Origin of the sequence: Nostoc sp. MS1, assembly GCF_019976755.1 — a bacterium.
Classification (GTDB): Bacteria; Cyanobacteriota; Cyanobacteriia; order Cyanobacteriales; family Nostocaceae; genus Trichormus.
This window is the reverse complement of sequence record NZ_AP023441.1, coordinates 1,857,501-1,870,159: the sequence shown is the minus strand read 5'-3', so window position 1 is coordinate 1,870,159 and position 12,659 is coordinate 1,857,501. Positions and strand designations below refer to the sequence as shown.

The following is a 12,659-nucleotide window of genomic DNA, read 5'->3' as shown; positions in this document are numbered from 1 at the left end:
ACTCCCCACTCTCTACTCCCATCAGAATATTTATCAGCACTGGGGAAGTTTCTGGCGATTTGCAAGGATCGCTGTTAATTGCGGCGTTGAAACGCCAAGCTGCTGCTGTGGGTTGGGAATTAGATATTGTGGCCTTGGGTGGCGACAAGATGGCAGAGGCGGGAGCAAAAATATTGGGCAATACCAGTAGTATTGGTTCAATGGGGATTTTGGAGTCTCTGCCTTATGTATTGCCGACTTTGCTAATACAGCGTCGAGCGATCGCCTATTTAAAACAGTATCCCCCAGACTTGGTAGTATTAATCGACTACATGGGGCCAAATATCGGTATTGGTACGTATATGCAAAGGCATTTACCAAACGTGCCTGTAGCATATTACATCGCACCCCAGGAGTGGGTGTGGTCTATGAGTTTGCGTAATACCTCTCGTATAGTTGGCTTTACAGATAAACTACTGGCAATTTTTCCAGAAGAAGCCCGTTATTTTCGTGACAATGGTGCTGATGTTACCTGGGTAGGTCATCCTTTAGTTGACCGGATGCAGAACGTTCCCAGTAGAGAAGAAGCACGGACTAAGTTAGGCATTACACCAGAACAGAAAGCGATCGCTCTCCTCCCCGCTTCCCGTAGGCAAGAGTTAAAATATCTCCTACCAGCAATTTTTCAAGCTGCCCAAAATATTCAAATTCAAATACCAGAGGCTCATTTTTGGATTCCTCTGTCTTTGGAAGTTTACAGACAACCAATTGAGTCAGCCATCAAGAGTTATGGTTTGAAGGCGACAGTTGTTTCAGGACAACAAAAAGAAATTTTTGCCGCCGCCGATATTGCCATTACCAAATCCGGCACAGTTAATTTAGAACTCGCATTGTTAAACGTGCCGCAAGTTGTAGTTTATCGCTTGCATCCCGTTACAGTTTGGATTGCCAGAAAAATTCTCAAAGGTTCTATCCCCTTTGCGTCACCAACTAATTTAGTAGTGATGAAGCCAATTGTGCCAGAGTTGTTGCAAGAAGACGCAACATCAGAGAATATTACTCAAGCGGCAATGGAATTATTACTTAATCCTGAACGGCGATCGCAAACCTTGGCAGATTATCAAGAAATGCGCCAGTGTTTGGGAGAATTAGGAGTGTGCGATCGGGCAGCTAAAGAAATTTTGCAAATGATGGAAAAAAGGGAGTAATCAATTCAAAATTCAAGAGTTTTACCTCCTGCCTTTTGACTATGGACTGTTGACTATGGACTAATGACTAATGACCAATGACTATTGACTATAACAATCCAAACTCAATCTAAATCCTGGTAATATATTTTCACCTGATAATTCTGTAGGCAGGTTTTGCAATTCTACTGCTTGTCCTGGACGATAAATTTCTACTTGCTGCTGTTGCGGATTAATTAACCATCCTAGCTGCACCCCAGCATCTAAATATTCCAGCATTTTCTGGCGCAACTTTTCCATATCATCTGTTGCTGACCTTAATTCAATCACAAAATCTGGCGCAATGGGGGGGAATCTCCGTCTTTGTTCAGGAGTAAGTGCTTCCCAACGTTCCCGACGAATCCACGCTGCATCAGGAGAACGGTCTGCTCCATTTGGTAGTTTAAATATAGTAGAAGAACTAAAAGTATAGCCAAGTCCCGTTTGACGGTTCCAGTTACCGAGATCAATAATTAAGTCTGCTTCTCTATTTCCACTTTCACCACCAACCGGGGGCATAATAATTAATTCACCTGTAGCAGTGCGTTCAAATTTCAATTCACTGTTATTTTGACATAGTTGATAAAACTGTTCGTCTGTAAGATGAACTGTGTCTAGATTTAATGTCAAGGGACTAGTGACCATAAAGATAGTTGGGATAGTGCCGATAATACTATGCTAGTTTCTATTTAAGTAAATTATGAAGATGTTTTACAAGAACAAATTTTAAGTATTTGATGTGATAGAATATACTAAAAGCAGTAGTTTAAACACTTTTATAATTTATAAATTACCACCTGAATTAAAAATACATTAAAGAGCGATAAATAGTATTGTTTGATAAGCGGGAATTTTGAGCTAAAGGTTTTAAATTCAAAATTGGTATGATTCGCACCCAGCACTTAGAACTCAAACCTTTGCAGCAAAGACCCATCGCTGTAGATTTGTTTGCGGGTGCGGGTGGAATGACGCTGGGGTTTGAACAAGCAGGCTTTGATGTCTTAGCGGCTGTAGAAATTGATCCAATTCACTGTGCAGTTCATGAATATAACTTTCCTTTCTGCTCGGTTTTATGTAAAAGTGTAGAGAATACAACAGGTAATGAAATCCGCGATCGCTCAAATATCGGCAACCGTGAAATTGATGTTGTCATCTGCGGTAGTCCCTGTCAAGGCTTTTCATTGATGGGAAAAAGGATTTTTGATGACCCCCGTAATTCCTTAGTATTTCATTTTCATCGGCTGGTACTAGAATTACAACCGAAATTTTTCGTCATGGAAAATGTGCGGGGAATTACCATCGGCGAACATAAACAAATTCTCAAAGCTTTGATTTACGAGTTTAAAATTAACGGCTATCAAGTAGAAGAAAATTACCAAATTCTCAATGCTGCTTATTATGGAGTACCGCAAGCACGGGAAAGATTATTTCTCATTGGTGCGAGGAAGGATATGGGATTACCAAAATATCCTCAACCAATAACTAAGCCTGTGAATTATCATAAATTGAAAGCAAAACATTTGTCTCACCTTCCAGTTTGCCCTACTGTTTGGGAAGCAATTGGAGATTTACCAGAAGTAGAACAATACACAGATTTATTAACAAAAGATTGGACAATTGCCGATTATAGTAAACCAAGTAATTACGCTGCAATACTCCGCAATATTAAAACTGTAGCAGATGATTATTCATACGATCGCCTATTTGATTCCCGCCTTCTTTCCTCCAGCCTAAGAACCAAACATTCACAAGCAACCATCGAACGCTTCGCCGCTACAGTCCCAGGTGAAAGAGAACCCATTAGCCGTTTTCATAAATTACATCCGGCCGGTGTCTGCAATACTTTAAGGGCTGGAACAGATAAGTATAAAGGTTCGTTCACCTCTCCTAGACCAATTCATCCATATACGCCAAGATGTATTACAGTCAGAGAAGCAGCAAGATTACATTCTTACCCAGACTGGTTTAGATTTCATATCACCAAATGGCACGGCTTCCGTCAAGTCGGTAACTCTGTACCGCCATTATTAGCTAAAGCTGTCGCCGCAGAAATTATCTGCACACTGAATATATCACCAACTAAACCCAATATTAGCTACGAATTAGGAACAGAAAAGCTACTACAACTCAACATTTCCCAAGCCGTACAAAAATATGAATGTGTTGATTATGTATTGTAATTATGAATTACGAATTATTAAGTCCAACTCCGAAAAAATGTACTATCTTCCCAAATACTAGCAGTACGTTGGGCGATCGCAGTCAATTCTTTCTCACCTAAAGGCTGAAAAGCACGGGCTACTTTCACATTACTTTCTAATTGCTCAACAGTTTCCGCCGCAATTACACAACAATGAACTCCAGGCTGAGATAAAGTATATCCCATCGCTTGTTCCATACCTGTCAACCCATTTGGTTTAAACAACCTTCCATAAGCCGGGACTTTCATCGCAATGACACCAACATTTTTGGCTTGCGCTTCTGGTAAAACTACAGGAATGAAAGGACGCGGGTGGTGTTTGTCCGCAGCATTAACTGGTATAAGTGTTGTATGGAAAGGGTAACGACGTAAACCTTCAACAATTACATCTGGATCACGATGTCCAGTAATACCTGCAAATCTTACTAATTTTTGGGCAATGGCTTCTTCTAAAGCTTTAATTGCACCAGAGGGACTAAATATAGTGTCAAGTTCTTCGGCAAAAGAAACGTGATGTAATTGCCATAAATCAAGATAATCTGTATTTAGACGTTTGAGCGATCGCTCTAATTCTCGCCATACATCATCTCTATCTCTTTGATCAGTCTTACTAGCTAAGAATATCTTTGCACGATGGGGTGGTAAAACTTTGCCTAAATAATCTTCACTCGGCCCGTAACTTGCAGCCGTATCAAAATAGCGAATACCCAGTTCTAAAGCTTTGTTGATAATTGCTTCAGCATCAGCCTGTTTTCCTTCCCATGATAATGGAGTTTGTCCTGCACCTCCCAACCCAAAAATAGGTAATTTTACTTCTGTGCGTCCTAAAATGCGTTCCGGCATCGTTACTGATGGTGGAGTAGTATTACTCGCAGCATTACGTTGTAAAGCAGTCGTCACCACAATACCTCCAGTTACAGCAGCACTAGTCATGAGAAAATTACGCCGTGTCTGTTTTCCTGTCATAATCTGGGTGAAATCGCTATTCTGCTTGTATATTATCAAAACAGCGTTTAATTATTTAGCAGGTTTTGTATTTTCTTGTGCGTAGCCTAAACTTTTTTTATACTCAGTAATTTGTTGTTGGGCGATCGCATAATTAGGGTGAGAAGGTGGTACTGTTTTCATAAGTGCGATCGCAGCTTGCCATTGAGTTATAGCTTTTTTCCATTCTTTGTAAGACTTTGCGGTTTTTGTTAAATTGGCTGCATTGAGTGCTTTATTAAACCCTTTTTGAAAGATTCCCATATCAGGTTTAATAGTTGGAGTTAAATTAGGCGCAGATATGTAAGAACTTAAATTATTCTTCATTTCTGGAAATTTAGTATAGAAATATATTCCTGCGCCAACTAAAACCAATAAATTTAATATTAACTTTCCCAGCTTCAACCTTTGAGGTTGTGACTTATATTTCTGGTTACTCACTGCGAATTTACGTTGTGGTTTACTTCTTTTTTTAACTGACGCTAGTTCTACCTCATTTTGAACATCAAATTCAACTTCTGCTCTATAATTATTCTGAATATCAGCTTTGTTTTTAAATATTTTATTTAATTGATAAATCAAAAACTTTCTAATTAAACATTCAACTTGATAAAGATACCCAGCAGTAAAAAACCAAATTATAAACCAAGGCTTAATCAGAAAATCTCCATTATTAATACTGCTGAGAATTAACTTAATTGCACGTTCAGTAAAACGTCCAGTACATACATTTAATAATTCTACTCGTTCAGCAACTTTACAATCTAGAAAAGCTAATTCCGAAAAAAGAGATATTATAACAGTGAAAGATAAAGTTAATACAAAAATAGTATATAAAGCTTCCCAAAAACTGATAAAACTAGGCATAAGCTTAGATAAATAACCTCTGTATTGACGCTTATGCCACATATACCAAACAAAATGGTAGAAGAAAGCTAAAACCGTGGCTGGTAATATTAATCCAACTAAAATAGACAACGATAAAAGTAGAGGACTATTTTCCACAACAGATATCATTATACCTGTTAAGCCAAATACTATTAAATGTGTACTTGGTAAAGCGATTGGCACTAAAATTAATGCCCTAAACCAAGAAGTGGGATATGGAAACCATGCAGGCCAAGAAAGGTCTTTTAGATTATACTTGACCTGTTCTAAAAAAATTGGCTTTTTCATCATCCTTACTAAAGCCTCAGAGAATTTTCAAGCCCATAATTACTTATGAATATAAAATTAGCAATATTAAATTATTAAAAAATATATCTAAGCTAGACAAGTGATACTTTTTGTTATGCAAGAAAAATTATTTAACACAATTCAACTGTTAAATGTAGCGAGAATGAGTAGATATATTTTGCTAGATTAATTACGATGACAAACTAAAAATAATACTTATTGGCGTTCTTTGGAAACTACAGATATTCCATTACTTACACTTACTTTTTTAATTAAATAATCTTTACAAGATGACAAAATGTCATTTGTCATTCGTTCAGCAATATTTTCAAAATTATGATTTGTTAAATCGCATTCATTATTACTATTTAAGATGATAGAAATAGTAAAAGCATGAGGTTCTTCTAAAGCTTCTCTTATATTTATCTCAAACTCGTCAGTCCAAGTCGGTAATTCCTCACCCACTTGCTGACCATATACTTTTACCTTCTCAATAGCTGTAGTACCTAAACTATTAATTCCTTTGTGAACAAATGCAACCAAGGCTTGCTGATTAGGAACTTGGGCAGACTCTAGCATTATCTGCAAGCAAGTGTCTTGCAAGATAACTTTTGCCGTAATACCCTTGGGTTTTAAATGACGATTCATCAAAAATGCGATCGCCTGAGTATTTCCCTGTTTAGCAAGTTTTACCAGTTTTGCCTGTGTCATACGCAAATCAAGCCCAAAATTAGGCAATAAATCCTCTATGCTAAGGATTCCCAATTGAACGACACAAACAACACTATTTTAAAAATTTAAAAATCTTTTCTTTATCTAAGTAAATTTAATGAAATTGCTAAAATTAGTATTTATACGCAATCTTTAAGTATGAAGATTTATCAACCTCATCCTTGGCCTTCGACAGTAGAAGAAGCCATAGTCATTCAAGAAGAATTACGGGGTCAGGTAATCACAGAAGATCAGTTTAAACAACCTGTAGAGTACGTAGCTGGTGTTGATATGGGTTTTGAAGCCGACGGTACAATTAGCCGCGCAGCCGTTGCAGTCCTAAGTTTTCCCGATTTGCAAGTCATCGAAACCAACCTAGCATACCGTCCTACATCCTTCCCTTACATTCCCGGTTTCCTGTCATTTCGAGAAATACCAGCCGTACTTGATGCCTTAGAAAAAATTAAAACAACACCAGATATTATTTTGTGCGACGGTCAAGGAATAGCGCACCCCAGAAGATTGGGTATAGCCAGCCACTTAGGCGTACTGCTCAATAGACCAACAATTGGTGTAGCTAAATCCTTACTAATTGGTAAACATGAAGAACTACCAGACACCAGAGGTAGTTGGCAACCATTAATTCATAAGGGCGAAACCATTGGTGCTGTGTTACGAACTCGTATAGGAGTCAAACCTGTATATGTATCTCCAGGCCATAAAGTCAGTTTACCTACTGCCATTGACTACGTATTGCGTTGCACACCAAAGTATCGCCTACCAGAAACCACGCGCGTAGCCGATAAACTGGCATCCAATCGATAAAATTGAAAGAATATACCTAACAAACTCATAAATTATTAGTGACTAATAACAACCCATACTGAACTTGCACAAACCTACTAAAAGTTTGTTGAAGTTTGTTCTCAACACTTGCCTGATACTCCTTACTCATGTTAGGAATCGCACAGAAGGAAGTTGAAGTAACCAAATAAGAGTTATCCAAATTAAAACAATGAACGCACTAACTCTACAGTGGCAAGATTCTGGACAGAATAAAACTCAGCAAATTTACGAACAACAGCCCAGTAAAAATCCTGGTACTGTCCGCATTGGTAGAGATCCTCTCCGGTGCGACATTGTTTTAACCAATCCGACTGTATCAGGTCTACACGTAGAAATTTTTTTTAATCCTCAGCAGCAAAGTTTTTATATCAGAAATTTGCGATCGCAAAACCCCCCCCTTGTAGATGGACAGCAACTTATCCAAGGAGAAAGACCTTTAAATCAAGGCAGTGTTATCCAATTAGGGCAAGCCAAACTCCAAGTCACTACTGTCACTATCAACACTATTCCCGCCACAATTCTAGCCCCACCACAACCACCCGTAGCCAGACCTCAACCAGTTACACCCCCAGTACGCCAACAACCAACGCCACCACCGATACATCACAATCATCCAATTACACCACCACAAGGAATATATGGTTTAGAGTGTCCAAAATGCCATCGCGTATCCTCCCTAGAAAATCTGCAAGTAGGTTGCCCTTGGTGTGGCACATCTCTAGCAGCCGCAGTCAGCGTACTCGTAGCACCCAATTAAAGGAATGTTGACTAAGAGATATCAGCTAGAGAAGTGGGAATACTTACTAACTATGGACTTTTGACCCTTACGGGTTCGCCAGTTCCCTACGGCGGGAAACCCGCCTACAGGACTGGCTCACTAATGACTATGGACTAATAACCAATGACTAACCTAGAAATACAATTGAGTTGGGAAGATCCAACAACAGGAGAACGACGAGAACCAAAGTTGGCTCTACCTATAGCCTTTGGTCGAGAATTTGCACGTTTACCTGTGGAACTAGAAGGACAACGTGTTTCTCGACTGTTACTTAATAGTAATGAAATTTCTCGTTACCACGCCCTGATTGTTTGGGAAAACAACCAACTGATAGTAATAGATCAAGGTAGCATTAACGGTCTATTCATCAACGGTCAACAACAAAAACGTGGTGTTCTCATTCATGGAGATACATTACAAATAGGCCCATACATAATGATGGTGGCTTTGATTTTTAATGCCACTACACCAGTCACAAATCCGCCTTCCTTAATTCAATTTAATCCTAATACCAATATTCCCGATCCCAACCTACCGCCAACACCGCCTATTACACCGTTAGGAAGTAATTTTCCCCCACCAGCATTTCAAGTAGAACAGGTTTCTGTACAAGCACTCCACGCCACAGGACTACCTGTGGATGAATGTGATTATTTAGGGGTTGGAGGAGGACTAGGTAGCTTTATTTGGACTGATTTATTGCGAATTAGCGGTGTTCGTGCTGAGAAAATAATATCTTTAGGACTAGAATCAGAGCCTTATGCGCGTTATAAACGCCTTTGCCTAAACTCTCAAATACCTTTACATGAAAGATTACGCTCAAACTCTGACTCTTGCCCTGATAATATCTGGGGTTGGCCGAGTTACGCTTGGCGCGAAGCTTGGCGGGATTTCACAAAAGGTAAGCTAAACACAGCACTACAATATTTATGGCAAATATTCGCTGAACCAACCTTTGCCGAAACTTACACTCCCCGTGCAGCCAATGTCTTCGACTCCATCGACCGAGAAGCCAAACGTATCGCCTGGAATCAAATTTATCGTTACGGGCGAGTTAGAGCAATTCGCAAAACAGATGATGGTAGATACTGTGTCGCTTATTCTCGCGGACAAGGCAATCATGCTTTTGTTGTCAGTCGCTATATACATTTAGCTACAGGCTATCCAGCAATTCAGTTTCTTCCAGACTTACAAGCTTATAGAGAAAAATATCAAGACTTTAAATCTGTCGTGAATGCTTATGAAGCACACGATCATGTATATGAACACTTAGAACGCCAAGGCGGCACAGTCCTCATTCGTGGACGAGGAATTGTAGCTTCCCGCATAGTCCAGCGCATATATGAAGCAAGGCGAAAGAATCTTAATATTACAGTTTTGCATTTAATGCGATCGCCTAAACCCAAAGGCAACAAATTTGAAAAAGCCACACGCATAGTCAAAAACCATTACGAATTTCAACCCTTCAACTGGCCAAAAGCTTGCTGGAGTGGTGAACTCCGAGTCATGTTAGAACAAGCCACACCAGAAGAACGCAAACGCTTACTAACAGACTGGGGTGGTACAACCACGGCCGACCGCCAAGACTGGCAACGTATTACAGAAGAAGGACTAAGAGAAGGCTGGTATCAAATTACCTTTGGCGAAGTGATGGGAGTAGAAAGAGATGCGCAAAATCGTACCATCACCCAAATACAAGAAAAAGGCTTCGGACAAATGAAACTCACAGCCGATTTCATTGTTGATGCCACTGGGTTAGATGCCAAAGTGCAAGCCAACCCTTTATTAGAAGACTTGGTTAAACAATACAATTTGCCTTTAAACTACCTGGGCCGTTTAACCGTCGCCAATAACTTTGAAATCTCAGAAATGCGCAATGGTAAAGGACAAATGTATGCAGCCGGAGCAATTACTCTTGGAGGTCCTTACGCAGCCGTCGATAGCTTTTTAGGTTTACAGTACGCCTCCCTAGTCGCAGTTGATGGACTTGCCTCAGCCCATGCGCCTGGTGTCAAGCGATTAAATGCCATTAGTTCCTTCGGACAATGGTTAAAGTGGGTACTCAACCAGTCACCATCATGACCACAAGTAATTGTATTTCCGAGCAGTCTATCCAATAGACTCTACTCCATACTCTTTAAACCCTTGCCATACATACATTTTAAGGAGACGAAAAAGTATTTTCCAAAAAAAGATGGAAAAGTAGTTGACAGTTCTAGTTGGGTTAGATATATTGGATAAGTGCCTGAGAGGCGGACGCGAAAGAGCGACGCTTCCAAGGGAACCGAACCTTGAAAATATTATAGTTTGAAAGCTAGTATACAACAATAGCCTGCGTCAAGAAAATAAAAAACACCAGGCTGAGGTGTAAAAAGAGCAGCCAATGAGCTAAAAACAAAATCTTCAAAACGGAGAGTTTGATCCTGGCTCAGGATGAACGCTGGCGGTATGCTTAACACATGCAAGTCGAACGGTCTCTTCGGAGATAGTGGCGGACGGGTGAGTAACGCGTGAGAATCTGGCTCCAGGTCGGGGACAACAGTTGGAAACGACTGCTAATACCGGATGTGCCGAGAGGTGAAAGATTTATTGCCTGGAGATGAGCTCGCGTCTGATTAGCTAGTTGGTGTGGTAAGAGCGCACCAAGGCGACGATCAGTAGCTGGTCTGAGAGGATGATCAGCCACACTGGGACTGAGACACGGCCCAGACTCCTACGGGAGGCAGCAGTGGGGAATTTTCCGCAATGGGCGAAAGCCTGACGGAGCAATACCGCGTGAGGGAGGAAGGCTCTTGGGTTGTAAACCTCTTTTCTCAGGGAATAAAAAAATGAAGGTACCTGAGGAATAAGCATCGGCTAACTCCGTGCCAGCAGCCGCGGTAATACGGAGGATGCAAGCGTTATCCGGAATGATTGGGCGTAAAGGGTCCGCAGGTGGCAATGTAAGTCTGCTGTCAAAGAATGAGGCTTAACCTCATCAAGGCAGTGGAAACTACATAGCTAGAGTACGGTCGGGGTAGAAGGAATTCCTGGTGTAGCGGTGAAATGCGTAGAGATCAGGAAGAACACCGGTGGCGAAAGCGTTCTGCTAGACCTGTACTGACACTGAGGGACGAAAGCTAGGGGAGCGAATGGGATTAGATACCCCAGTAGTCCTAGCCGTAAACGATGGATACTAGGCGTGGCTTGTATCGACCCGAGCCGTGCCGGAGCCAACGCGTTAAGTATCCCGCCTGGGGAGTACGCACGCAAGTGTGAAACTCAAAGGAATTGACGGGGGCCCGCACAAGCGGTGGAGTATGTGGTTTAATTCGATGCAACGCGAAGAACCTTACCAAGACTTGACATGTCGCGAACTTTTCTGAAAGGAAGAGGTGCCTTAGGGAGCGCGAACACAGGTGGTGCATGGCTGTCGTCAGCTCGTGTCGTGAGATGTTGGGTTAAGTCCCGCAACGAGCGCAACCCTCGTTTTTAGTTGCCAGCATTAAGTTGGGCACTCTAGAGAGACTGCCGGTGACAAACCGGAGGAAGGTGGGGATGACGTCAAGTCAGCATGCCCCTTACGTCTTGGGCTACACACGTACTACAATGCTACGGACAGAGGGCAGCTAAACAGCGATGTCAAGCAAATCCCGTAAACCGTAGCTCAGTTCAGATCGCAGGCTGCAACTCGCCTGCGTGAAGGAGGAATCGCTAGTAATTGCAGGTCAGCATACTGCAGTGAATTCGTTCCCGGGCCTTGTACACACCGCCCGTCACACCATGGAAGCTGGCAACGCCCGAAGTCATTACTCCAACTTTTCGGAGAGGAGGATGCCTAAGGCAGTGCTGGTGACTGGGGTGAAGTCGTAACAAGGTAGCCGTACCGGAAGGTGTGGCTGGATCACCTCCTTTTTAGGGAGACCTACCCAACTCAGTGACCGAAAGCACAAAGCAAATAGGAAGTGAGATGGTCTACTCTAGGTCGGTCGTAGATATTGTTGAAGCTTTCAAACTATGATTTGGTTCGATATGGGCTATTAGCTCAGGTGGTTAGAGCGCACCCCTGATAAGGGTGAGGTCCCTGGTTCGAGTCCAGGATGGCCCACCTGAAGAATTTTAGATTTTAAATTTTGGATTTTAGATTGTATTTTTAAATCTAAAATCGCAAATCCAAGATCCAAAATTCATGATGGGGGTTTAGCTCAGTTGGTAGAGCGCCTGCTTTGCAAGCAGGATGTCAGCGGTTCGAGTCCGCTAACCTCCACCTGAAGCGAGAAGCTAACAAAAAAAGAATTAGGAAAAAGTCAGCAACTAATAGAGAGAAACTCGTTAGACTGCTGGGTGAATGCCTAGCCAGAACCTTGAAAACTGCATAGAAACGCGATTTATAAGCAGGCAGACACAGACATCCAATGGGTGTTGAGTGGATGCAGGTGGAAACCAATGTATTGTGGTCAAGCTAATAAGGGCTAATGGTGGATACCTAGGCACACAGAGGCGAAGAAGGACGTGGTTACCGACGAAATACTCCGGGGAGTTGGAAGCAAACATTGAGCCGGAGGTGTCCGAATGGGGCAACCCTATGTACAGCCTGTTGAATATATAGACAGGTATGAGCCAACCCAGCGAACTGAAACATCTTAGTAGCTGGAGGAAAAGAAATCAATAGAGATTCCCCAAGTAGTGGTGAGCGAAAGGGGAAGAGCCTAAACCAAAGGGTTTACCTTTTGGGGTAGTGGGACAGCAATATCGAATCCAGCGATTAGACGAAGCAGCT

9 protein-coding genes, 2 tRNA genes and 2 rRNA genes (1 of these 13 only partly in view) are annotated in these 12,659 nt (G+C 41.6%); 9 read left to right on the top strand and 4 right to left on the bottom strand.

The genetic code is table 11. From position 1 onward, the window contains the following. Positions 1-20: 20 nt before the first annotated feature. Positions 21-1,187 (top strand): lipid-A-disaccharide synthase, encoded by a 1,167-nt coding sequence (gene lpxB, locus NSMS1_RS08140; RefSeq protein ID WP_224095166.1) that lies wholly within the window; start codon positions 21-23, stop codon positions 1,185-1,187. Positions 1,188-1,268: 81 nt separating this feature from the next. Here lpxB and NSMS1_RS08135 read toward each other — a convergent pair whose 3' ends face one another. After that, on the bottom strand, positions 1,269-1,850 hold the full coding sequence (locus NSMS1_RS08135) for a Uma2 family endonuclease (RefSeq protein ID WP_224092419.1): 582 nt from the start codon (positions 1,848-1,850) through the stop codon (positions 1,269-1,271). Between the two features lie 239 nt (positions 1,851-2,089). Between NSMS1_RS08135 and NSMS1_RS08130 the strand changes: the two genes are divergently transcribed. After that, the gene (locus NSMS1_RS08130; protein ID WP_224092418.1) at positions 2,090-3,385 is read left to right on the top strand and encodes a DNA cytosine methyltransferase; all 1,296 of its coding nucleotides are present in this window, start codon (positions 2,090-2,092) and stop codon (positions 3,383-3,385) included. 17 nt (positions 3,386-3,402) lie between these two features. On the opposite strand, the gene NSMS1_RS08125 is transcribed toward NSMS1_RS08130, so the two are convergent. The 3 genes from NSMS1_RS08125 to NSMS1_RS08115 form a co-directional block, all read right to left on the bottom strand. Further along, entirely contained in the window at positions 3,403-4,371 is a 969-nt protein-coding gene (locus NSMS1_RS08125; protein WP_224092417.1) for an aldo/keto reductase, read from the bottom strand. 51 nt (positions 4,372-4,422) lie between these two features. Beyond that, positions 4,423-5,568, bottom strand: coding sequence for a hypothetical protein (locus tag NSMS1_RS08120; protein ID WP_224092416.1), 1,146 nt, complete (start codon positions 5,566-5,568; stop codon positions 4,423-4,425). A gap of 213 nt (positions 5,569-5,781) precedes the next feature. Then, positions 5,782-6,276, bottom strand: coding sequence for a hypothetical protein (locus tag NSMS1_RS08115; RefSeq protein ID WP_224092415.1), 495 nt, complete (start codon positions 6,274-6,276; stop codon positions 5,782-5,784). Positions 6,277-6,435: 159 nt separating this feature from the next. Here NSMS1_RS08115 and nfi point away from each other — a divergent pair, with 159 nt between their 5' ends. The 7 genes from nfi to NSMS1_RS08080 form a co-directional block, all read left to right on the top strand. Continuing rightward, positions 6,436-7,101, top strand: coding sequence for a deoxyribonuclease V (nfi, locus tag NSMS1_RS08110; RefSeq protein WP_224092414.1), 666 nt, complete (start codon positions 6,436-6,438; stop codon positions 7,099-7,101). 190 nt (positions 7,102-7,291) lie between these two features. Beyond that, positions 7,292-7,879 (top strand): FHA domain-containing protein, encoded by a 588-nt coding sequence (locus NSMS1_RS08105; RefSeq protein WP_224092413.1) that lies wholly within the window; start codon positions 7,292-7,294, stop codon positions 7,877-7,879. Positions 7,880-8,023: 144 nt separating this feature from the next. Further along, positions 8,024-9,982 carry an FHA domain-containing protein gene (locus tag NSMS1_RS08100; RefSeq protein ID WP_224092412.1) on the top strand — a complete coding sequence of 653 codons (1,959 nt, stop codon included), beginning with the start codon at positions 8,024-8,026 and terminating at the stop codon, positions 9,980-9,982. A 323-nt stretch (positions 9,983-10,305) separates the two neighbouring features. Further along, positions 10,306-11,794, top strand: a 16S ribosomal RNA gene (locus tag NSMS1_RS08095). Between the two features lie 119 nt (positions 11,795-11,913). After that, positions 11,914-11,987: transfer RNA gene (locus NSMS1_RS08090), tRNA-Ile, on the top strand. Between the two features lie 86 nt (positions 11,988-12,073). Next, positions 12,074-12,146: transfer RNA gene (locus tag NSMS1_RS08085), tRNA-Ala, on the top strand. Between the two features lie 188 nt (positions 12,147-12,334). Further along, positions 12,335-12,659 (top strand): 23S ribosomal RNA (locus NSMS1_RS08080); it runs 2,503 nt beyond the window's last position. Together the 16S and 23S rRNA genes with 2 tRNA genes alongside form the textbook arrangement of a ribosomal RNA operon.

Coding starts and splice junctions, on each gene's coding strand:
- nfi (WP_224092414.1), top strand. CDS start 6,436: ATGAAGATTTATCAACCTCATCCTTGGCCTTCGACAGTAGAAGAAGCC.
- NSMS1_RS08130 (WP_224092418.1), top strand. CDS start 2,090: ATGATTCGCACCCAGCACTTAGAACTCAAACCTTTGCAGCAAAGACCC.
- NSMS1_RS08135 (WP_224092419.1), bottom strand. CDS start 1,850: ATGGTCACTAGTCCCTTGACATTAAATCTAGACACAGTTCATCTTACA.
- NSMS1_RS08115 (WP_224092415.1), bottom strand. CDS start 6,276: ATGACACAGGCAAAACTGGTAAAACTTGCTAAACAGGGAAATACTCAG.
- NSMS1_RS08105 (WP_224092413.1), top strand. CDS start 7,292: ATGAACGCACTAACTCTACAGTGGCAAGATTCTGGACAGAATAAAACT.
- NSMS1_RS08100 (WP_224092412.1), top strand. CDS start 8,024: ATGACTAACCTAGAAATACAATTGAGTTGGGAAGATCCAACAACAGGA.
- NSMS1_RS08125 (WP_224092417.1), bottom strand. CDS start 4,371: ATGACAGGAAAACAGACACGGCGTAATTTTCTCATGACTAGTGCTGCT.
- NSMS1_RS08120 (WP_224092416.1), bottom strand. CDS start 5,568: ATGATGAAAAAGCCAATTTTTTTAGAACAGGTCAAGTATAATCTAAAA.